Genomic DNA, 22,147 nt, shown 5'->3' with positions numbered 1-22,147 from the left:
CGTCCTCATCAGTCTGGCTTCAGTTGGTCGCGAGGGCCTCGCTCTGGGCTGCCACCAGACGAGTGACGCCGATTCGGGCAAGCTCCATCATGGCGTTCAACTCGTCCATCCTGAAGGCGTGACCTTCCGCGGTCCCCTGGATCTCGATGAACTGTCCGGCCTCGTTCATCACCACGTTCATGTCGGTTTCCGCTTCGCTGTCCTCGAGGTAGTCGAGATCAAGCACCGGTTGGCCGCGATAGATGCCCACCGAGACAGCGGCGACCTGACCGTGCAGAGGGTTTTTCTTCACGCGGCGATCCTTGAGCAGCTGATTCACGGCGTCGGTCAGCGCCACATAGGCGCCGGTAATCGATGCAGTACGGGTGCCGCCGTCCGCCTGCAATACATCGCAATCAAGAATGATCTGGCGCTCCCCCAGGGCCTGAAGGTCGATGGCCGCCCGCAGAGAGCGACCAATCAGGCGTTGAATCTCCACCGTGCGGCCCTGCTGGCGGCCGCGGGCAGCTTCCCGGCCCATGCGCGTGCCGGTGGAGCGAGGCAGCATTCCATACTCCGCCGTGATCCAGCCGCGGCCCTTGCCGCGTAGAAAAGGCGGCACGGACTCCTCCGCACTGGCGGTACAGAGCACCCGGGTGTCGCCGAATTCCACCAGCACCGAGCCTTCGGCATGGCGCGTGAAGTGGCGGGTGATTCGGATCGGGCGAAGTTCATCGGGCTGTCGACCGCTGGGGCGCATGGGTACTCCGGTAGTATTGGTCGGGGGCGTCGGCGGTGCGCCTGGCGCCGCATGACGCCCCGCGGCCGGTAACAAGGGCTGCGCAGGTTATCATACTACCCGGGAGTCGCGATGCCGCTTCCGCGGTGTTTGTTCCGGCGTCGCCCCGCCCTTAGAATGACGGCCCACGTACCGCCCGTTCATGATTGCGCAGAGGTAGCCCCATGCCCCGGAGTATGACCGCCTTCAATCGAGGGGAGCGTGTTGAGGCCTGGGGCAGATTGTCCTGGGAACTGCGTTCGGTGAATCACCGGTATCTCGACGTGAGTCCCCGTATTCCCGAAGACCTCAGGCAGATTGAGCCGATCGTGCGCGAGCGCGTCGCCAGGCGAGTCAGCCGGGGCAAGATGGAGTGTTCCCTGCGCTTTGAACCGTCGGTGGGCGTGTCGGACGTCGCCGTCAACTGGCCCTATGCCGAGAAGCTCATCGAGGCCGGCAAGGGCTTGCAGGGCAAGCTTGGCCTGGCCGCCACCAGCATGGACCCTCTGGACCTGCTGCGCATGCCTGGTGTGCTGGCGGAGCCCACCCGGGATCTGGAGCCCGTCACCGCTGCCGCGCTGGAGTTGCTGGATGAAACCCTGGACGGTTTCATACGCGCCCGGGAGCGTGAAGGGGAGCACCTGCAGCAATTGGTCGCCGAGCGTGCCGACAAGCTGTTGGCCCTGGCGGAGGGGCTTCGCGCGCAGCTGCCTGCAATACAGCAACGACTGCGTGAGCGGCTCGAGCAACGACTGGCGGAACTTGAGCAGCCGGCCGATCCGGGGCGTTTGGAGCAGGAGCTGGTCTACATGGCGCAGCGCATGGATGTGGACGAGGAGCTTGATCGCCTGACCGGCCATGTTGAGGAAATTCGCCGCGCCCTGGGTCGACGCGAACCCGTCGGCCGTCGTCTGGACTTTCTCATGCAGGAGTTGAATCGGGAAGCGAATACGCTTGGCTCGAAGTCCGCCGCACTTGAGTCCACCAACGCATCCGTGGAGATGAAAGTACTCATCGAGCAGATGCGCGAGCAGATCCAGAACCTGGAGTAGACCCCTTCCATGACGGGGACGCTGTATATCGTGTCCGCTCCCTCGGGTGCCGGCAAGACGAGTCTGGTCAATGCACTGGTCCAGCGCCTGCCGGACGTCCGCCTGTCGGTATCACACACCACCCGCCCGCGCCGCTCCGGCGAACAGGACGGCCTGCACTACCATTTCGTGGACGCCGATACCTTTGATCGCATGGTCCGCGAGCACGCTTTTCTCGAGCATGCCCAGGTTTTCGGGAATCGCTATGGCACCGCCAGGGGGCCACTGCTGATGCAACTCGAGGCCGGGCAGGATGTGATCCTGGAGATCGATTGGCAGGGCGCCCAGCAGGTCAGGGACGCCATGCCCGAGGCCGTGACCATTTTCATTCTGCCACCATCGCGGGATGAGCTGGAGCGGCGGCTGCGTGGTCGGGGCCAGGACAGCGAGGAGGTCATCGCGCGGCGCATGCGCGAGGCGGTCAACGAGATTTCCCATTACGCGGAATACGACTACCTGCTGGTCAACGAAGACTTCGAGCAGGCCCTGGACGAACTGATGGCCATTCTGCAAACGCGCCGCCTGCGGTTCGCCTCCCAGCGTGTGCGTCTTCGGGAGCAACTCAGGGAACTGCTTGGCAGTCTCTGAACCTGGTTCCAGCGCACTGAAATAGTGCGTCCTCTCGGCTTTCTGCACCGTGTTCGGGAAAAATCTATGCTGCAGAGCATCACTCTGCGGCTGAATTGGGGTATGCTAGGTCGGTAACTGTCTGTCTGTTAGCGAATTGACACTTGACTGACCTGGAGTGAAGCCGAATGGCACGAGTAACCGTAGAGGACTGCCTGGGCAAGGTGGCCAACCGATTCGAACTGGTGCTGGTTGCGTCGAAGCGCGCGCGGCAGATCGCCAATGGCGCGGATCCCTTCGTGCCGCTGGAGAACGATAAGCCCACCGTGCTGGCCCTGCGCGAGATTGCCGACGACCACGTGGATGCAGCCATCCTTGCGGATGACCTGACTGACATGCATGTGGCCGTGGAAGAAGCCCAGGTCAGCGGAGAGCGGCCGCAACTCTGAGCGAGGGCCACCCAGTGGCAAGCGCGGAAGCCCTTACCAAGGAGCAGACATCGGGCGGGACGGACCCAGGCCACAGGATCAGCGAACTCTGTTCGCTGCTCGAAAGCTATTTGGAGCCGAAACAGGTCAAGGCCGTCCACGATGCCTACCTTTTCGGTGCTTCCGCCCACGAGGGCCAGCGGCGGCTCTCCGGTGAACCCTACATCACCCACCCCGTTGCCGTCGCCAAAGTGCTGGCGGAGATGCGTCTGGATTACCAGAGCATCGTCTCCGCGATTCTCCACGATGTCATCGAAGATACGCCCAACTCCAAGGAACAGATTGCCCAGGATTTCGGCCCTGAAGTCGCCGAGCTGGTGGACGGCGTCTCCAAGCTGACGCAGATTCATTTCGAGAGCAAAGCGGAGGCGCAGGCTGCGAACTTCCGCAAGATGGTCCTGGCCATGGCCAAGGATATCCGCGTGATTCTGATCAAGCTCGCGGATCGGCTGCACAACATGCGCACCATCTTCGTCATGCCGCCCCACAAGCGTCGCCGTATCGCCCGCGAAACCCTGGAGATCTACGCCCCCATCGCCAACCGGCTGGGCATCAACCACATTCGCGTCGAGCTAGAGGACCTTGCCTTCGCAGCCCTCTATCCCATGCGTTTCCGCGTGGTGAAGTCCCAGGTGCGCAAGGCCCGCAAGAACCAGCGCGAACTGGTTGGCAAGGTCAGAGAGGCCCTGGAAGAGCGGCTGCGCACGGCATCCATCAGCACCCGCGTCGAGGGCCGGGAAAAGCATCTGTTCAGCATCTATAACAAGATGCGCAATCTCGGTGGCGAACCCAAGGGTTTCAATGCCATTTTCGACGTGTACGGTTTTCGCATCGTTACCGCAGACGTGGACGCCTGCTACCGGGCGCTGGGCGTGATGCACGGGCTCTACAAACCGGTGCCCGGACACTTCAAGGACTACATCGCCATCCCCAAGAGCAACGGCTACCAGTCGTTGCATACCACGCTCTGGGGCCCCCAGGGGGTGCAGATCGAGGTCCAGATCCGCACCGAGGAGATGCATCGCGTCGCCGAAATGGGTGTGGCCGCGCACTGGATGTACAAGACTGGCGAGGCCGGTCAGAACACGGCCCAGACCCGGGCCCGGGAATGGGTCAAGGACCTGCTGGAAATGCAGAAGAACGCCGGGAATCCCCTGGAGTTCATCGAGAACGTCAAGATCGATCTGTTCCCCGACGAGGTCTACGTGTTCACGCCCCGCGGCGAGATCATGGAGTTGCCCCGCGGTGCCACCCTGGTGGACTTCGCCTATGCGGTGCACTCGGATATCGGCGATACCTGTCTTGCCGCAAAGGTGGACAAGCGACTGGTGCCGCTGCGCACCCAGCTGCAGACGGGCCAGACCGTCGATATCATTACTGCGCCCGGTGCGCGTCCGAATCCCGCCTGGCTTGATTTCGTGGTGACTGCCAAGGCCCGCTCCGCTATCCGTCATTCGTTGAAGAACCTGCGCCGGGAAGAGGCGGGCACTCTGGGCCGTCGCTTACTGGATCAATCACTGCAGGGTCTGGGGCGGCAGTTGGATGAGTTGCCGGAACAGACGGTGGAAGCCGGTGTGCAGTCCCTGGGCATGGGGACTGTCGAAAACCTGCTGGAGAGCATCGGTCTTGGTCGCACCATGCCATGGCTCGCGGCGCGGCACCTCGCTGGGCTGGTCGAGGATGGCGGTACCCCGGAGCGCGACGATCGCGGCCGCGATCCGCTGACCATCAAGGGTACCGAAGGCGCGGTGGTGACCTTCGCACGCTGCTGCAACCCCATACCGGGGGATCCGATAGTCGGCTTTGCCAGCGCTGGCCGCGGTGTCGTGGTTCATCTCCAGGACTGCAAGAATCTCCACGAGTACCGGAAGCACCCGGAGAAGTGGCTGGATGTGCAATGGGAAAAGCACATCGACCGCGAGTTTTCCGTCCCCATCCGCGTGGATGTGGTCAATCAGCGGGGGGTGCTCGCCGAGGTGGCCGCGACCATCTCCGATACCGACGGCAACATACTCAATGTGTCGGTGGATGAGCGCGAAGGGATGATCGTGACCATCAACTTTTTGATCTCGCTGCGTAGCCGCCTCCATCTGGCGCGCATCATGCGGCGGCTGCGTGTCCTGAGTACAGTACTGAGAATCAACCGCGTCAAAGGATAGAAACGCCATGCAAGGAAGCACGGCCGCACGTCTGACGCCGCTGATCTGGCCGGCGGCACTGTTCCTCTCGTTCCTCGGTTACCTGGCTTTTGGTCAGCCGTCGGCCCAGGCGCGCTGCGAAGTCGCCCTGGAGACGCCGATTGCGCAGGTCTCGGGCCTGAGTGGCCGTGCGCCCGAAGATGGCCAGCGGCTGCGCACGGGTGGCATCGTTACCGGTGTTTTCCTCGGTCGGACGGCGCTTGACGGATTCTTCCTGCAGAGCGATGACGGGGATGACCCCGCCGGCCTGTTCGTCTACGCGCCCGGATTGTCTGATAGCCAGCGGGACCTCGTGCAGCCAGGGCATCGCCTGCAGCTCAGCGGCCGGCGCGGTACCTGGCGTGACCAACCGCAACTGCAGCGGATCGACGAGATCCTTGTTTGCGGAAATCCGGGAAAGCCCGCGCCGGTCGCGATTGAACTACCCGTGGCCGAGGAGGCGCTTGACGCCCTGTTCGGTGTGCTGGTGCATTTTCCCGAAGCCCTCACCGTCACCGGCAACTTCGAGCTGGGCCGCTACGGGGCTCTTTCTGTCGCCGCCGAACGATTATTCCGCAGTCGCTCCGATGAGCCCGCCGACGGCGTGGAGCAGTTGCTTCTGGACGATGGCAGCTATACCACCAACCCTGACCCTGTGCCGTATCTAGACCCGGATACCGCCACCCGCCGCACCGGCGACCGGGTCAGTGGGGTGCGCGGGGTGTTGGTGCACCAGTTCGATGCCTGGCGGCTCCATCCCGTGCGTGAACCGATATTCCACGCCGTCAATCCGCGGCCCGCGCCGCCCTCGCCACCGCCCGATGACGTGTTGCGTGTTGCCGCCAGCAACGTGGAGAACTACTTCCTGACCCTGGGGCGTCGCGGCGCGGACAGCGAGGCTGCGCTGGAGCGGCAGCGTGGCCGGTTACTGCCGGCGTTGTCCGGGCTGGATGCCGATCTGCTGGGGCTGGTGGAACTGGAAAACGACAGTGCGGCGGTTGTGGATCTGAAGCATCGGCTTAACGCGATCTCCGACCGCCCCTATCGAGGGCTGGATTCGCTGCCGGACATGGGTCGTGACGCCATTACCATGGGTTTTCTGTATCGGCCCGATCGCCTCGAGTTGCTGGGTGAGGCCATGTCCGATACCGACCCGGTCCATCATCGCCCGCCCCTGGTTGCCGCTTTTCAGCCCACCGGCGGTGGCGAGCCGTTCCTCGCAGCGGTGGTGCACTTCAAGAGCAAGGTGGGGTGCCCCCGCTCCGGCGATGTGGATCGTGGTGAGGGCTGCTGGAATGAGCGCCGTCTGGCCCAGGCCCGGGCGCTGGCGGACTTTGTGGCTGAACAGGCAGAGCGGCTCGGCATCAAACAGCTGCTGCTACTGGGTGATTTCAACAGTTACGCTGCCGAGGCGCCGATCCGCTATCTGGAAGAACGCGGCCTGGTGAATCTGATACGCCACGAGTTGCCTGCCGAGCGACAGTACACCTATGTTTTCAGAGGAGCGTCAGGCACGCTGGATTACGTTCTGGCCAATGCGCCAGCGCGGCAGCGGGTGGAGTCGGTGGGCATCTGGAACATCAATGCCGATGAGCCACCGTATCTCGCCTACGATCGGCGGGGCGGGGCGCGTGCGGAGCTTCAGGGTTCGCCATTTCGGTCCTCGGACCACGACCCGGTGTACGTGGACCTGAAGCGCTAGAAACGTATCACCCATGAGGCCGGGCGTTGTGGTCGCCCGGCCTCATGGGTGTTCGATGGCGCCCTCAGCCGGCAGAGGCCCAGACATTGCACCAGCCTTCTTCGGCAACCAGCTTGTCCGGGAAGACCGAGCAACCGCCCCAGCCATCTCCCTGATCGCTGTAAAGGGCACAGTTGCCGCAAATCTGGCCTTCCTCATAGGCCGGGTCGTCGGCATCGGCTGCGTCGTGGACATAAGCCACGGCCTGCGCCGCCTCGTCACTCTCGCTCAAGCGCTCCATGTCGGCCAGGGCCGAGCGATTGTGCACAACGATGCTGGCGAAGGGTGCCGCCGCAACACCCAGCGCTGTGGTCTTCAGGAATCTGCGACGTGTCTCACTGCATTTCTCTTCAGACATGCTTTACTCCTCTCGATTGCGCGATGGAGAGCCGTCTAGACACTCCTGATGAATGTTTGTTCAACCTTAGTACAGTTTTTGGGCTTTGCGACCATTTATCAAGGCCCGATGAATCCTGTCTTGCGGTGACCCGCCGAATACGATGGAGCGTGCGTGCGACTAGGCAGCAAGTACCTGGAGTTTCGCCATAACGCGATGCTGTTCGTGATGGCCGCAGTGGCCCTCGTCCCGTTCGCCCTTGGACACCTGCTCAATCAACGCCTCGATCTTGCTCTGGTCGTGGGTCTTGCCGCTGCGAGCTTTGGTCTGCTGGCCGCCTACGTGTTGTGGACGCGCTCGGTGGGGTTGGCCAACTGCCTGCTCATGATCACGGGACTGGTGGCCATACTCGTGGCCATGCAGTTGCAGGGCATCTACGCCGTGTACTGGGCCTTTCCGTTGATACTGGCCATCTATCTGCTGTTCGCCCTTGTGCCGGCCGTCGTGATCAACGTGCTGGCGTTGGGTCTGCTGCTGCCGGTCATGGTGCTGCAACTCCCTGCCGCCCACTCCTCCAGGCTGCTGGTGACCCTCGCACTGGTCAGCGTTTTCACCTACTTGTTTGCCCGCAACGTGCAGGAGAGCCATGAGGCCCTGGAGCGGCTTGCCGAGGTGGATCCGCTCACAGGGGTGGCCAACCGCCTGCGGCTTGACGAGACCTTGCAGGATTGTGCCGAACGACTTGCCCGCCACGGGCTGCCCACGTCGTTGCTGGTGCTGGATGTGGATCACTTCAAGGCCATCAACGATCAGCAGGGTCACGTGGTTGGTGACCGGATCCTGGCGGAACTCGGTTCCATCCTGCGGGCGCGGATCCGGCGCATCGATCACGTATTCCGCTACGGCGGCGAGGAGTTCGTCATTGTGCTGAGCGGCACCGATCTGCTCCGTGCGAGTGGTGTGGCCGAGGATCTGCGCCGCCGCAATGCGCAGCGGCGTTTTCCCGACGGTGTGCGCTTGACGGTTTCCATTGGCGTTGCGGAACTGGATCGCAACGAATCAGCCACCGCCTGGCTGGCCCGCGCGGATCAGGCGCTTTACGCAGCAAAGCAGGGTGGCCGTAACCGTGTCTGCCTCGCCGACCGCCCGGCCCGGGCATCCGCTAGCTGATCGGAATCTGTTATTTTTGGGGCGTGAGCAACAGGAGCGGACTTCATGCGGCGTGAGAGCATCACTACAGACAAGGCCCCGGCGGCGATTGGCCCCTATTCACAGGCGGTGCGTGTCGGCGATACCGTCTACCTGTCGGGCCAGATCCCACTGGATCCCGAGACCATGGAGCTGGTTGGCGGGGATATACGCAAGCAGGTCGTACAGGTTTTCGACAACCTGGAGGCGGTTTGCCAGGCGGCCGGCGGCGGTCTGGACGACATCGTCAAGCTCACGATCTTTCTCACCGACCTGGGTAACTTCGGCCTTGTCAACGAGCTCATGTCCGAGCGTTTCCAGGAACCCTATCCCGCCCGGGCGGCCATTGGTGTCGCCAGTCTGCCCAAGGGTGCCCAGGTCGAAATGGAAGCGATTCTGGTGCCGGGCGCGCGTTGACCGTGACGGCTGCCCGCGACGAAGGCGTCGCACTGTCGCAGCCCCTGACTCAACTCCGCGGGGTTGCTGCCCGCCAGGCTGAACGTCTGGCGCGGCTCGGCCTGCGAACGGTCATGGATTTGCTGTTCCATTTGCCCCTGCGCTATGAGGACCGCACCCGCCTGGTTCCCATCGGCGGACTTCAGCCGGGCCAGGAAGCGCTGGTGCGTGGACATGTCGATATCGCCGAAGTGGCGCCCGGGAGGCGGCGTCGTCTGCTTTGTCGAATCAGTGATGGCACCGGCGCGCTGACGCTGGTGTTCTTCCATTTTCATCCGTCCCAGCTCAAGCGCCTGCGCCAGGGCGTTTGCCTCGCCTGCTATGGCGAGGCCCGCCGGGGCGCGGTCGGTTTGGAGATGGTCCATCCCGAGCACACCATCGTGGCATCTGTGGAGCCGGCAGACGACGAGACAGCCCAGGGGCTGACACCGGTGTATCCCTCCACCGAAGGCCTGCATCAGGCCAGTCTGCGTGGTTGGATCGAGCAGGCCCTGCTCATGGCTGAACGGGGGCTACACGATGTGCTGCAGCCCCACCTGGACAGTGATCCACTACAGCCATCGCTACTCCAGGCACTGAAACTGGTTCATGCGCCACCGGCGAATGTGGACCGCGAAGCGCTGATTGCCGGCATGCATCCAGCCGTGCAGCGCCTGGTTCTGGAAGAACTCCTCGCCCACCATCTATCACTGCGCAAATTGCGCCTGGATGCCCGCCGGGGCGCCCGCGCGCCGGTGTTGCGTGGAACCGGCCGGTTGGTGGAACGCTTCATGGCCCGGCTTGATTTCTCGCTGACCGGCGCCCAGCAGCGGGTCGATGGCGAGGTTGCCGCGGATATGGCCAGTGTGGCTCCCATGCTGCGCCTGGTACAGGGCGACGTGGGCTCGGGGAAGACCGTGATCGCCGCCCTGGCTGCACTGCGCGCGGTGGAGTCGGGCCTGCAGGCTGCGGTCATGGCACCCACGGAGCTTCTGGCGGAACAGCACTTTCGCAATTTTCGCGACTGGCTGGCACCCCTGGGCATCGATGTGGCGTGGCTCTCCGGCAAGCTCAAGGCGTCGGTGCGTCGGGAGATGCTGGCCCGGGTCGGCGACGGCAGGAGCGGAGTCGTGGTGGGCACCCATGCCTTGTTCCAGGAGCAGGTGGAGTTCCACCGTCTGGGGCTGGTGGTGGTGGATGAGCAGCATCGCTTCGGTGTCCACCAGCGCCTCGCCCTGCGCGAGAAAGGACACAGTGAGACCGCACAGCCGCATCAGCTCATCATGACGGCGACGCCGATCCCGCGAACCCTCGCCATGACCGCCTATGCCGACCTTGATGTATCCGTCATCGATGAACTGCCGCCGGGGCGCACACCGGTGAAAACCGTCGCCATCCCCGATACGCGCCGGGGTGACGTGGTGGAAGCTGTGGCCAAGGCCTGCGCCGAGGGGCGTCAGGCCTACTGGGTGTGCACCTTGATCGAGGAGTCCGACGCGCTGCAGGCGCAGGCGGCGGAGGATACCGCGGCGCTGCTTGCCGAGGCCCTGCCCACGCTGCGGGTCGGCCTGGTCCACGGTCGCATGAAATCCGCCGACAAGGAGTCGGTGATGGCGGACTTCGCAGCCGGGGATATCAAGCTGCTGGTGGCGACCACGGTGATCGAGGTGGGTGTGAATGTTCCAAATGCCAGTCTGATGATCATTGAAAACCCGGAGCGCCTCGGTCTGGCCCAGTTGCACCAGTTGCGTGGTCGAGTGGGGCGGGGTAGCACCGCCAGTTCCTGCGTCCTGCTTTACCATCCACCCCTGTCGGAAACAGCGCAGAAGCGTCTCGGCGTGCTGCGTCGAACCGGTGACGGCTTCGAGATCGCCCGCCAGGATCTGGAGATTCGTGGACCCGGCGAGTTGCTGGGAACCCGCCAGACTGGTGCCTGGGCCCTGCGAGTGACGGACCTGGTCCGTGACGCGGCCCTGCTGCCCCGCGTTCACGCCATGGCGGACATCCTGCTGAAGCGCGAGCCGCTGGTGGCCGAAGCACTGATTCGCCGATGGGTCGGCGAGGCGCAGCGCTACGGGCGTGTCTGAGTGCCGGTTTCCGGGTGCCGCCGTGGCCCCCGGGTCACAAACATTGCTATGGTTGCCGCCGACCATGCCGAACCATGGATACACCGTGCGTCATCTCTTTTGTCGTTGGTATAGACAGGCACCGCACCGCAGCGCCCGCTGTCCCGAACCCCTGGCGGCCTGGGTGGTGCGCACCGGGTCGCTGACAACGGCCTTGCGGCGGCGTTACGGTGCGGGTTTCGGCGTGCGGCTGATCGACGAGGGCTGGCGCATTCCCTACCTGGATGAAGCGCGGCGTCTCGAACTGCGTCCCGGCCGCAAGGCCTGGGTCCGGGAGGTGGCGCTTTACGGCGGTGAACGTCCGGTGATTCGTGCGCGTTCCGTTATTCCCATGCGCAGCCTGAGGGGCGGCAACCGGGGGTTGACCCGGCTCGGCACCCGCCCCCTTGGCGAGTTGCTGTTCGCTGGCGCGGGCACGCTTCGGGAACCGCTGGAGATCGCCCGCTTGCGCGACGAGGACTGGCTGACCCGGCGGCTGGCTGCCGATGCGGTATCATTCGGGCGCAGCCTGTGGGCGAGGCGGACCGTGCATCGTCTCAACGGGCGCCCGCTGCTGGTGGCAGAAGTGTTTCTGCCGGATCTCCTGGAGGACTGGGATGGATAGGTCGCTGCTACACGACCGCCTTGCGCAATACGCCTTGCTGGCACGTCTCAATCGGCCCATCGGCAACTTCCTGCTGCTGTGGCCCACACTATGGGCGCTATGGATAGCGGCCGAGGGCATGCCGGACCCGCTGGTACTCACTGTTTTCGTGCTGGGTGTGCTGGTCATGCGGGCGGCTGGTTGCGTCATCAACGACTACGCAGACCGCAACGTTGACGGTCATGTGAAGCGCACCCGGGCAAGACCCATGGCCACGGGCAAGGTCAGTGAGCGGGAGGCGCTGACCTTGTTCGTGGTGCTCTGCCTGCTGGCCTTCGGCCTGGTGCTGCTCATGAATCGGCTGACCATTCTCTTGTCCGTGGTTGGCGTCGTCCTGGCTGCCACCTACCCGTTCATGAAACGCTACACCCATCTGCCACAGGTCCACCTGGGCGCTGCGTTCGGCTGGGCCGTGCCCATGGCCTTCGCGGCCCAGACCGGCACCGTTGCCCAGGTCGCCTGGCTGGTCTTCATTGCCGCAGTTATCTGGGCGACGGTCTATGACACCCAGTACGCCATGGTGGACCGGGATGACGATGTGCGAATCGGTGTGAAATCCACGGCCATACTGTTCGGGGAACTGGATCGTCTTATCATCGGCTTGCTCCAGGCGCTGATGCTGGTCACGCTGCTGGTCATTGGCCGGCAACTGGACCTGAGTTGGCTGTATTTCATCAGTCTGCTGCCGGCGGCGGGCCTGTTCGCCTACCAGCAATGGCTGATGCGGACCAGGTCTCGTGAGGACTGCTTTCGGGCGTTCCTCAATAACAACGTGTTCGGCGGTATTGTCTTCGTCGGGTTGGTCGCCCACTTTGCCATCTATGGAGGCTAGCCCGGCGCCCGGGGTTGTCGGCAACGGCTGATCCGCGCACCGGGATCATCATGGACACGGACTTCTGGTACAGCCTGGCGGCACTGCTGGTTCCGGTGGCCTCGTTGCTCGCCTCCTGCCATGCGATCCTGGGCAAACGCGATCACCGCAGCGCCCTGACCTGGGTGGCGTTGCACTGGCTGGTTCCGGTATTCGGCGTTCTCTTTTACCTGCTTTTCGGCATCAATCGGATTCGGGTCCGGGCATCGAATCTCTATTCTGCGGCCATGCGCCGTGAAGATCAGAGCGCGCGCTGCACTGACGCCGAGCTTGCCGAGGCCCTGAATCGCGACTCCCTGCACCTGCTGAGCCTGGCCCGGGCCGTCGACCGTGTCTCCATCCGGCCGCTGGTGGCAGGCAACAAGGTGGATTTTCTGGTGGACGGCGAGGAGGCCTATCCGGCCATGCTGGAGGCCATCCGCAATGCCAGGGCCAGCATCACCCTCGCCACCTATATCTTCGGTAACGATCACGTGGGCCGGGAGTTTGCCGATGCCCTGGAGGCCGCGGTGCGCCGTGGCGTCGCCGTGCGGGTGCTGATCGACAATGCCGGTGAGCGCTACACCTGGCCGTCCATGGTGGGCCATCTGCGCCGGCGGGGAGTGCCGGTAGCACGCTTCTTTCCCCGCTTTCCGGCGCGCATCATCGGCATGAATTTGCGCAATCACCGCAAGCTGCTGGTGGTGGACGGGCGCATTGGCTTTACCGGCGGCATGAACATCCGTCGCCACCACCGTATGGATTCCGGCCGCCGTGCCGCGCGGGATATCCATTTCCGGCTGCAGGGGCCTGTGGTGCGGCACCTGCAGGACGTGTTCTACGAAGACTGGTACTTCGCCGCCCGTGAGCGGCTGGAGGGGGAGGGCTTTTTCCCGCCCCTGCAACCCGCGGGTGGCGTCATCGCCCGTGGTATTCGCGGCGGGCCGGACGAGAATCTGCTCAAGCATCACTGGACGCTGCAGGCGGCAGTGGCCAGCGCACGGCACAGCCTGCGCATCATGACGCCGTATTTTCTGCCAGACGCCTCCATGGCGACCGCGCTCAATCTTGCCTCGATGCGCGGCGTGTCCGTGGATATCGTCCTGCCCAGCCACAGCAACCTGCCCTTCGTGCACTGGGCCATGATGGCGCAGATTCGCCAGGTGCTGGACTACGATTGCCGCGTCTGGCTGACCCCGCGGCCATTCGACCACACCAAGCTGGTGGTGGTGGATGACCACTGGACCTTTCTCGGTTCCTCCAACTGGGATCCACGCAGCCTGCGGCTGAACTTCGAGTTCAACGTGGAGTGCTATGACTTCCAGCTCGCCACCAGCCTGGCGGCGCGTATCGATACCCGCATTGCGACCGCCCGTCGTGTTCGCCGTTCCGACCTGCAGCGCCTGCCGCTGCCCATCAAGCTGCGTAACGGTGTCTCCCGGCTGATGATGCCGTATCTCTAGAGACGCCATCGGCGATGGTCCCGATCTTGCTTCGGAGAGGCAGAGGCAACACTTGCTACAGGATGTACGAGGATGACCATGGACCCGCAGGACACTGACGCTCGAAATGCTGCCGATTACCTGATTGCGTCGAAGCAGTGCGATATCCACGAACTCGAACAGTTGTTGTGCAATGGCCGCCTGGTGGTGGCCATCAGTAATCTGGTGCATGCGCTGCAGCGAGAGCGTGGGCAGTCCAACCTGTTCGTCGCCTCCGGCGGTACCTGCTGTGCCGAGAGCCTTGTTCACTCCGCGGCCGGGACGGATCAAGCCGAGCGCGGTTTCCGGCAGTCCCTCGCCGAGATCGACACAACCCCGGGTGCCATGGTTGGCGGCAGCCGGCTGCTGACCCGCATCGCCCATGCGCTGCACGGTATCGCCGCCGTGCCATCCCTGCGCCGCAAGGTCAAAGCGCTGCGCCTGCAGCCCGAGCAGATCATTGATGGATACAGCGAGGTCGTCCAGGGGCTGTTGTCGGTGGTGTTCGAAGCTGCGGATACGGCAGGCGATCCGGATATTTCCCGGCTGCTTGTCGCGCTTTTTCATCTGGTGCAAGGCAAGGAACTGGTGGGGCAGGAGCGGGCCACCGGCGCGGCGGGCTTCGCCCGTGGCGGCTTCGACGCCACTCTTGCGAGCCGCCTGCAGCGGTTGATCGACAGCCAGGAACGCTGCTTCCAGGTGTTCGTGGATTTCGCCGATCCGCCTACGCTGGAGCTGTGGCGGGAAACCGGCCCCGGACAGTGCACGGCGGAACTGGAGCGTTTGCGCCGCATCGCCCTGACTGGCCAGGCTGTGTCGGATCCGGAGCTGGGCATGGTCTGGTTTGATGCGGTGACCTTGCGCATTGATGCCATGAGACAGGTCGAGGATCGCCTACAGCAGAGCCTGGCGGCGCTTTGCGAAAGGCGAATAGAGGAAGCGAGGGCAGATCTGGCTTCCCATCGCGATCTGATTGCCGCGCTGGATCGGGACAGCGCAGGCCAGGGCGCCTTTGCCGTCTTCTATGAGAGTGATCCGGGCACGGCATCGTCCGGCACGCGACTGGCCGCAGAAACCCAGGGCGCAAACCCGCGCCTTGGTCGCTCCCTGGTGGAACTGGTGCAGTCCCAGTCCCGCCGGCTGCAAGCCATGAATGAGGAGTTGCAACGGGCCAGGGCTGCCTTGAGCGAGCGGAAAATGGTGGAAAAGGCCAAGGGTCTGATCATGAAGCACCGGGGCCTGGAAGAGGAGGCGGCGTATCGCTTCCTGCAGGAGGTGGCCATGGCTCAGAGCCGCCGCCTGGCGGATGTCGCCCGGGATGCCATTGCCCTGTCGGATATCTTCGTTGGGCCGGCTGACACCACTCCACCGGATCGCCGCCGCTGAGCGGTCTTCAGAGACGTCATGCGTCGTCTTGCGCCGCACCATTGGTGTGCGTCGCGTCCTGTTCCTGCACCGGGAAGTCGCGCGGCGGATTGCTCCGGAGCTGTGGTCGGGATCTTACAGTCTGATTTTTCTGCGGTTTGTTTTGTGGCATGGATCTTGTCTGTATTTGATTGCAGACGTTGACCAGGCCCTCCCCGGGTACGAGTACGTCGAGTAGTCTCATCGCCAATGGTGGCGTGGATGCTGCGCGAAAGCGCAAGGAACCCGTATCGGGGAGCCTGCATGTCACCGCCGCTAGCGATTACGGCTCTACAGCCTCCCTTGGTGACCTCCCCGCTGACCGCTGGACGGCGCAAGACTGCGACTGTCCGGCGCCTCTCAGGATGATTGGAATTGGGGATGCCACGATGACACTGAATTTCCGAGTTTTCCGAAGCACCGGCGCGGCCCTGGGCGGCGTCATGGCCTTGAGCCTGTGCATGAGTCCGGTGTTCGCCGAGGTTGGTTGGCCCGAGAAGGACGATCTGCGCTTCGGCTTTATCAAGCTCACGGACATGGTGCCCCTGGCCGTGGCCTATGAGCGCGGCTACTTCATGGACGAGGGCCTGTTCGTTGAACTGGAGGCCCAGGCCAACTGGCGGGTGCTGCTTGACCGGGTGATTGCCGGCGATCTGGACGGCGCCCACATGCTGTCCGGCCAGCCGCTGGCCGCCACCATCGGTTATGGCACCGAGGCCCATGTGGTCACCGCCTTCACCATGGACCTGAACGGCAACGCCTGCACCGTCGGCAACGATGTCTGGGCGCGCATGCGGGACACCCTTGCACTGGATGACGATGGTTTGCCGGTCCACCCCATCGGCGCCGACCACCTCGCCCCGGTCATCGAGGCCTACAACGACGACGGCGAGCAGTTCCGACTGGGCATGGTTTTCCCGGTGTCCACGCACAACTACGAGCTACGCTACTGGCTCGCCGCAGGCGGTGTGCATCCGGGCTTCTACGCGCCTCACCGGGGGGATACCTCGGGAACGCTCGACGCCGACGTGCAGATTTCGGTCACACCGCCACCGCAAATGCCGTCCACGCTGGAGTCCGGCACCATCCATGGTTATTGCGTGGGTGAGCCCTGGAATCAGCAGGCGGTATTCCGGGATATCGGCGTGCCGGTCATCACCGACTACGACATTCGCAACAACGTCTCGGAAAAGGTCTTTGGCGTGACCGCTGAATGGGCCGAGCGTTACCCGAACACCCATATCCGCGTGGTCAAGGCGCTGATCCGCGCCAGTTACTGGCTGGACGCCGACAACAACGCCAATCGCCAGGAGGCGGCGGAAATGATTGCCGCCTCACACTACGTGGGTGCCGACGTGGAGGTGATCGCCAACTCCATGACCGGCGTGTTCGAGTTCGAGAAAGGTGATGTCCGGGAGGCGCCCGACTTCAACGTCTTTTTCCGCTACAACGCCAGCTACCCCTACTACGCAGACGCCATCTGGTATCTGACCCAGATGCGTCGCTGGGGCCAGATCCCCGAAGCCAGATCCGACGACTGGTACATGGATACCGCCCGGAAGGTCTTCCTGCCGGAGGTCTATGAACTTGCCGCCCGGGAGTTGGTGCGCGAGGGGCTGCTGCCTGCCGATGCCTTCGCTGATTTCGACAGCCTGGACCGCTATGCCCCGGACCGTGAAACGCGCTTCATCGACGGCATCCCCTTCGATGCCCGCAACCCGAATGCCTACCTCGAGCAATTCGACATCGGGCTCAAGGGTGATGACCGGCTGTAGGCCCCGCCGGGAAACACAGGAGGTTTCATCATGCGAAACACGATCACTTTTTCTCACTGGATGCCAACGTTGCGGCGCGCCGCGCCAGCGGGCGGCTTCGGATCATCCCAGCTCAAGGCGGTGCTCTTCCCCTCGCTTGGTATCCTCACCTTCCTGCTGCTCTGGGCCCAGGGTGCCGCCCTGGTCAATACCTCGCTGGGGCAGATGCCGGGGCCGTTGCAGGTCTATGAGCAGGCCGGAAACCTCTGGGCCGAACACCGGGCCGAGCAGGCCCGGGCCGAGGAGTTCTACCAGCGTCTGGATGAAATGAATGCCCGGCGACTGGAGCAGGATCCGGACTTTGTGCCCCGTGAGCGGCGCTATTCCGGCCGCACCACCTTCATCGACCAGGTGCAGACCAGCCTGGTGACGGTGATGACCGGGTTCGTCATTGCCTCGCTGGTGGCCATTCCGCTGGGAATCCTCATCGGCCTGAGCAGCAATCTCTACCGGGCGGTGAATCCCATCATCCAGGTGCTCAAGCCTATCTCGCCGCTGGCCTGGCTACCGCTGATCACCCTGGTGGTGAGTGCGGTGTATGTCTCCGACAATCCCATGTTCTCCCGCAGCTTCCTGGTGTCGGTGTTCACCGTGGCGCTGTGCTCGCTCTGGCCAACGCTGATCAACACCGCCGTGGGGGTGGGCAACACCAGCAAGGACCTGCTCAACGTGAGCCGGGTGCTGCAGCTCAACTGGGTCACCCATGTTCGCCGCATCGTGTTGCCGGGTGCCGTGCCCATGATCTTCACCGGTCTGAGGCTGTCCCTGGGGATCGGCTGGATGGTGTTGATCGCGGCTGAGATGCTGGCGCAGAACCCGGGGCTCGGCAAGTTCGTCTGGGACGAATTCCAGAACGGCAGTTCCGCCTCGCTGAGCCGCATCATGGTCGCCGTACTGGTGATCGGGCTGATCGGCTTCGCCCTGGATCGCACCATGCTGGTGCTTCAGCGCCTGTTGTCCTGGGACAAGAGCGCCGTGCTGCGTTGAGCAGTTGCCGGGCAGAAGGAGATAACGCAATGACACATCTGACCATCGATCACGTATCCATGGATTTCCCCACCCCCCAGGGGCCCTTTCGGGCGCTTGACGGCGTAAACCTGAAAATCGAGCGTGGCGAATTCGTCTCGCTGATCGGGCACTCCGGTTGCGGCAAGTCCACCGTGCTGAACATCGTCGCTGGGCTGCTGCAGGCCACCCGGGGTGGTGTGGTGCTGGACGGCAAGGAGATCGACACGCCCGGCCCCGACCGCGGCGTCGTGTTCCAGAATCACAGTCTGGCGCCTTGGCTCACCGCCTATCAGAACGTGGAACTGGCAGTGCGGCAGGTCTTCAAGGGCAGGAAGACCCGCGCCGAAATGCGCGAGTGGATCATGCACAACCTGCGTCTGGTGCATATCGAGCACGCCATGGACAAGCGGCCCGACGAACTCTCCGGAGGCATGAAGCAGCGGGTTGGCATCGCCCGTGCCCTGGCCATGGAGCCGAAGGTCCTGCTCCTGGACGAGCCGTTTGGTGCATTGGATGCCCTGACCCGTGCCCATCTGCAGGACTCGCTCATGGAGATTCACGCCGATCTCGGCAACACGGTCATCATGATCACCCACGACGTGGACGAGGCGGTGCTCCTCTCCGACCGGATCGTGATGATGACCAATGGCCCGGCAGCTACCGTGGGCCACGTGCTGGAGGTGGATCTGGAGCGGCCTCAGGATCGCGTCATGCTGGCCGAGTCCCGACTCTACAACCAGTATCGGCAGGCGGTGCTGCGTTTCCTCTATGAAAAGCAGCGCAAGGTGGAACCGCTGGCCCGGCGGGACGGCGGGACCCGGGCGGCGTCCGCCGGACGAAAGGCCGCCGGCCATGCGTAGTTCTGCATCATTGCGGTGCAGCATCATGCGGCTGTTCACCATTTTGGGGCATGAAACAGCGGCTTTCTTGTCGGAACGTGCGCGTGAAACTGCCGGCAGGGCGCATGGAGTCTCTGTTTCAGGCTATCGGAAGTGGTTGGGCAAAGGCCGGTTTTCATGATTTGCCGGATGCCTGGCTGATAGGAAGCGCCGGGCCATGGCACGCAACTTGTAACCGATTACTGCAGTTAGTTGGCTCGTTCGTGTGCCCCAGGGCTCGCGACAGGTCTATGACAGGCCCGAGCCTCGAACAAAGGCGTTCACGCCATCGCACCCAGGGTGCGGTGGGGTGAACGCCTTTTTTTTGCCTGATTCTAGGGAGCGCGTCATGAAGGAAAAACTGGTTCTGGTGGGTAACGGCATGGCCGGCATGAAGGTCATCGAGGAGTTGATGACCATTGCACCGGACAAGTACGACATCACCGTCTTCGGCAGCGAGCCCCACGGCAACTACAACCGCATCATGCTCTCGCCGCTGCTCGCCGGTGAGAAGAGCCTCGACCAAATCATGATCAACGGTGAGGACTGGTACGCCGAGCACGGTATTACCCTGCACAAGGGCAAGGAGGTCATCGAGGTCGACCGTATCGGCAAGCGCGTCCATGCGGCTGATGGCACGGTTGAGCCGTATGATCGCCTGTTGCTCGGAACCGGCTCCAATCCCTTCATCATTCCGGTGCCGGGGCACGATCTTCCCGGCGTGGTCAGCTATCGCGACGTCAAGGATGTGGACGCCATGCTGGCGGCAAGCCGCAAGCACAAGAAGGCTGTCGTCATCGGTGGCGGGCTGCTGGGGCTAGAGGCCGCCTATGGCCTGATGCAGCAGGGCATGGAGGTAACCGTGATCCACCTCATGCCCTGGCTGATGGAGCGGCAGCTCGACGCCACCGCAGGACACTATCTGCAGCAATCGCTGGAGCATCGCGGCATGCGTTTTCGCATGGAGGCCGAGACCAGTGAGATCGTCGGTGACGATGCCGGCATCAGCGCGGTGCGTTTCAAGGATGGCAGCGAGGAAGCCGCCGATCTGGTGGTGATGGCCGTGGGTATTCGCCCCAACGTGGAACTGGCGAAGAAGGCGGGCCTTTACTGCGAACGCGGGGTCGTGGTTTCCGACACCATGCAGACCTTCGATCCGAGCATCTACGCCGTGGGTGAATGCGTGCAGCATCGCGGTCAGTGCTACGGTCTGGTCGCCCCGCTATTCGAACAGGCGAAGGTCTGCGCCAACCATCTGGCGGGCTATGGTTTCCGCCTCTACGAGGGCTCGGTCACCTCCACCAAGCTCAAGGTTACGGGCATTGATCTGTTCTCCGCCGGCGAGTTCCAGGAAGCCGAGGGGGTGGACACCATTGTCTATCAGGATCCATCGGCGGGGGTCTACAAGAAGGTCTGCGTCAAGGATGACCGAATCGTCGGCTCCGTACTCTACGGCGATACCGGCGATGGCACCTGGTACTTCCAGTTGCTGCGCGAGCAGACCTCGGTTGCCGATTTCCGTGACAGCCTGCTGTTCGGTCAGGCCCACCTGGGGGATGCCGGACACGGCGGCGTGAGCCAGGTTGCCAACCTGCCCGACGACGCCCAGATCTGTGACTGCAACGGTGTCTGCAAGGGCGACATCGTTCAGGCCATTACCAAGGAACAGCTGTTCACGCTGGATGAGGTCAAGGCTCATACCAAGGCGGCGGCGTCCTGTGGTTCCTGCACCGGCCTGGTGGAGCAGCTCCTCGCCGCCACCATGGGGGGTGACTACGAGGCTGCAGCGGTCAAGCCCATGTGCGGCTGCACCGACATGAGCCATGACCAGGTCCGTGAGGCCATCCGGGCACAGGAGCTGACCAGTCTGCGGGAGGTGTTCAACACCCTGGACTGGAAAACATCCGATGGCTGCGACAAGTGTCGCCCGGCCCTCAACTACTACCTGATCTCCACCTGGCCCGAGGCTGCCCAGGACGATTCCCAGGCCCGGTTCGTCAATGAGCGCATGCACGCCAACATCCAGAAGGATGGCACTTTCTCGGTGGTGCCGCGGATCTGGGGGGGCGTCACCAGTCCGCAGGAACTCCGCGCCATCGCCGAGGTGGCGGAAAAGTACCAGGTGCCCACGCTCAAGATCACCGGCGGTCAGCGCATCGACATGCTGGGTGTGAAAAAGGAGGACCTGCCCGGTGTCTGGGGTGAGTTATCCGACGCCGGCTTCGTCTCCGGGCATGCCTACGGCAAGGCGCTGCGCACGGTGAAAACCTGTGTCGGTTCCGAGTGGTGCCGCTTTGGCACCCAGGACTCCACCACCTGTGGGATCGAGCTGGAACGGATGACCTGGGGCAGCTGGACGCCCCACAAATTCAAGATGGCTGTCTCCGGCTGCCCGCGAAACTGTGCCGAGGCCAGCATCAAGGATTTCGGCGTGGTGGCCATCGAATCCGGCTGGGAGCTGCACGTCGGCGGCAACGGCGGCGTGAAAGTCCGCGCCACGGATGTGCTCTGCCGCGTCGAGACCATGGACGAGGTCAAGGAGTACTGCGCCGCCTTCATGCAGCTCTACCGGGAGGAGGCCCGCTACCTGGAGCGCACCGCGCCGTGGATCGAGCGGGTGGGGCTCTCTTACGTCAAGCAGCAGGTGGTAGAGGACGCCGCCAACCGCGAGGCGCTTGCGGCGCGTTTTCTCGCCTCCCAGAAGGGCGCCCAGGACGATCCGTGGAAGCTCTACAGCAAGAACCACCAGGACAAGTTCATTCCACTCAAGCGCGCAGTGTAGGCGCCTGTCGCCCGCTGCAAAGGAGTTTTTCAATGCAAACCGCCAAGGATGCAAACACGAGCGACTGGCTGGCGATCGGCCACCTTGACGATATTCCGGTGCTTGGTGCACGGGTGGTGGAAACGCCCCACGGCCCGGTGGCCGTGTTCCGCAACAGCGCTGACGAGGTGTATGCCCTGCTGGATCGTTGCCCGCATCGCGGCGGGCCGTTGTCGGAGGGCATGGTCCATGGCCGTCTGGTGACCTGTCCACTCCATGCCTGGAACATCCATCTGGATCAGGGGGAAGCCAAGGCGCCGGACAAAGGCTGTGTGCCCCGCTTCGAGGTGCACCGCGACGGTGACCGGCTCTATCTGGATCCGAACCCCGTGGGCTGACCT

Annotated in this window: 19 protein-coding genes; 17 read left to right on the top strand and 2 right to left on the bottom strand. The window is 63.6% G+C overall.

The features are described 5' to 3' along the window. Positions 1-19 precede the first annotated feature (19 nt). The gene (gene rph / locus J2T57_RS12400; protein WP_253478689.1) at positions 20-739 is read right to left on the bottom strand and encodes a ribonuclease PH; all 720 of its coding nucleotides are present in this window, start codon (positions 737-739) and stop codon (positions 20-22) included. 203 nt (positions 740-942) lie between these two features. Here rph and J2T57_RS12395 point away from each other — a divergent pair, with 203 nt between their 5' ends. From J2T57_RS12395 to J2T57_RS12375, 5 genes are all read left to right on the top strand, one after another. Beyond that, positions 943-1,809 carry a YicC/YloC family endoribonuclease gene (locus tag J2T57_RS12395; protein WP_253478686.1) on the top strand — a complete coding sequence of 289 codons (867 nt, stop codon included), beginning with the start codon at positions 943-945 and terminating at the stop codon, positions 1,807-1,809. Between the two features lie 9 nt (positions 1,810-1,818). Next, entirely contained in the window at positions 1,819-2,436 is a 618-nt protein-coding gene (gene gmk, locus J2T57_RS12390) for a guanylate kinase (RefSeq protein ID WP_253478683.1), read from the top strand. A gap of 167 nt (positions 2,437-2,603) precedes the next feature. After that, positions 2,604-2,864, top strand: a complete 261-nt coding sequence (gene rpoZ / locus J2T57_RS12385) for a DNA-directed RNA polymerase subunit omega (protein WP_301289349.1) — start codon at positions 2,604-2,606, stop codon at positions 2,862-2,864. A 14-nt stretch (positions 2,865-2,878) separates the two neighbouring features. Continuing rightward, the gene (spoT, locus tag J2T57_RS12380; RefSeq protein WP_366519098.1) at positions 2,879-5,062 is read left to right on the top strand and encodes a bifunctional GTP diphosphokinase/guanosine-3',5'-bis pyrophosphate 3'-pyrophosphohydrolase; all 2,184 of its coding nucleotides are present in this window, start codon (positions 2,879-2,881) and stop codon (positions 5,060-5,062) included. A 7-nt stretch (positions 5,063-5,069) separates the two neighbouring features. Beyond that, positions 5,070-6,782 carry an ExeM/NucH family extracellular endonuclease gene (locus J2T57_RS12375; protein WP_253478677.1) on the top strand — a complete coding sequence of 571 codons (1,713 nt, stop codon included), beginning with the start codon at positions 5,070-5,072 and terminating at the stop codon, positions 6,780-6,782. A 64-nt stretch (positions 6,783-6,846) separates the two neighbouring features. On the opposite strand, the gene J2T57_RS12370 is transcribed toward J2T57_RS12375, so the two are convergent. Beyond that, positions 6,847-7,179 (bottom strand): high-potential iron-sulfur protein, encoded by a 333-nt coding sequence (locus J2T57_RS12370; protein WP_253478674.1) that lies wholly within the window; start codon positions 7,177-7,179, stop codon positions 6,847-6,849. 153 nt (positions 7,180-7,332) lie between these two features. On the opposite strand from J2T57_RS12370, the gene J2T57_RS22425 reads away from it, so the two are divergent. From J2T57_RS22425 to nirD, 12 genes are all read left to right on the top strand, one after another. After that, on the top strand, positions 7,333-8,328 hold the full coding sequence (locus tag J2T57_RS22425) for a GGDEF domain-containing protein (RefSeq protein WP_253478672.1): 996 nt from the start codon (positions 7,333-7,335) through the stop codon (positions 8,326-8,328). A gap of 45 nt (positions 8,329-8,373) precedes the next feature. After that, positions 8,374-8,763: a RidA family protein gene (locus tag J2T57_RS12360; protein WP_253478670.1), complete on the top strand. Its 390-nt coding sequence runs from the start codon at positions 8,374-8,376 to the stop codon at positions 8,761-8,763. 2 nt (positions 8,764-8,765) lie between these two features. Next, positions 8,766-10,868, top strand: a complete 2,103-nt coding sequence (gene recG / locus J2T57_RS12355) for an ATP-dependent DNA helicase RecG (RefSeq protein WP_366519100.1) — start codon at positions 8,766-8,768, stop codon at positions 10,866-10,868. Positions 10,869-10,953: 85 nt separating this feature from the next. After that, complete coding sequence (locus J2T57_RS12350; RefSeq protein ID WP_253478667.1) at positions 10,954-11,511, top strand: chorismate--pyruvate lyase family protein; 558 nt, start codon at positions 10,954-10,956, stop codon at positions 11,509-11,511. After that, positions 11,504-12,382, top strand: a complete 879-nt coding sequence (ubiA, locus tag J2T57_RS12345; protein WP_253478664.1) for a 4-hydroxybenzoate octaprenyltransferase — start codon at positions 11,504-11,506, stop codon at positions 12,380-12,382. Before J2T57_RS12350 ends, ubiA begins: the two co-directional genes overlap by 8 nt. Positions 12,383-12,432: 50 nt before the next feature. Beyond that, a complete protein-coding gene (cls, locus tag J2T57_RS12340) occupies positions 12,433-13,863 on the top strand; it encodes a cardiolipin synthase (protein WP_253478662.1) in 1,431 nt (476 codons plus the stop codon). 72 nt (positions 13,864-13,935) lie between these two features. Then, on the top strand, positions 13,936-15,267 hold the full coding sequence (locus tag J2T57_RS12335) for a nitrate regulatory protein (protein WP_253478659.1): 1,332 nt from the start codon (positions 13,936-13,938) through the stop codon (positions 15,265-15,267). Positions 15,268-15,674: 407 nt separating this feature from the next. Beyond that, the gene (locus tag J2T57_RS12330; RefSeq protein ID WP_253478656.1) at positions 15,675-17,060 is read left to right on the top strand and encodes a CmpA/NrtA family ABC transporter substrate-binding protein; all 1,386 of its coding nucleotides are present in this window, start codon (positions 15,675-15,677) and stop codon (positions 17,058-17,060) included. A gap of 30 nt (positions 17,061-17,090) precedes the next feature. Continuing rightward, positions 17,091-18,086 carry an ABC transporter permease gene (locus J2T57_RS12325; protein ID WP_253478653.1) on the top strand — a complete coding sequence of 332 codons (996 nt, stop codon included), beginning with the start codon at positions 17,091-17,093 and terminating at the stop codon, positions 18,084-18,086. Between the two features lie 29 nt (positions 18,087-18,115). Then, positions 18,116-18,967 carry an ABC transporter ATP-binding protein gene (locus J2T57_RS12320; RefSeq protein ID WP_436262697.1) on the top strand — a complete coding sequence of 284 codons (852 nt, stop codon included), beginning with the start codon at positions 18,116-18,118 and terminating at the stop codon, positions 18,965-18,967. Positions 18,968-19,334: 367 nt separating this feature from the next. Further along, a complete protein-coding gene (gene nirB / locus J2T57_RS12315; RefSeq protein ID WP_253478650.1) occupies positions 19,335-21,767 on the top strand; it encodes a nitrite reductase large subunit NirB in 2,433 nt (810 codons plus the stop codon). A gap of 32 nt (positions 21,768-21,799) precedes the next feature. Beyond that, positions 21,800-22,144: a nitrite reductase small subunit NirD gene (gene nirD, locus J2T57_RS12310; RefSeq protein WP_253478647.1), complete on the top strand. Its 345-nt coding sequence runs from the start codon at positions 21,800-21,802 to the stop codon at positions 22,142-22,144. The last annotated feature ends 3 nt before the right edge of the window (positions 22,145-22,147 follow it).

Origin of the sequence: Natronocella acetinitrilica, from assembly GCF_024170285.1 — a bacterium.
GTDB classification, from domain to species: domain Bacteria; phylum Pseudomonadota; class Gammaproteobacteria; order Nitrococcales; family Aquisalimonadaceae; genus Natronocella; species Natronocella acetinitrilica.
This window is presented reverse-complemented; position numbering and strand designations above follow the sequence as displayed.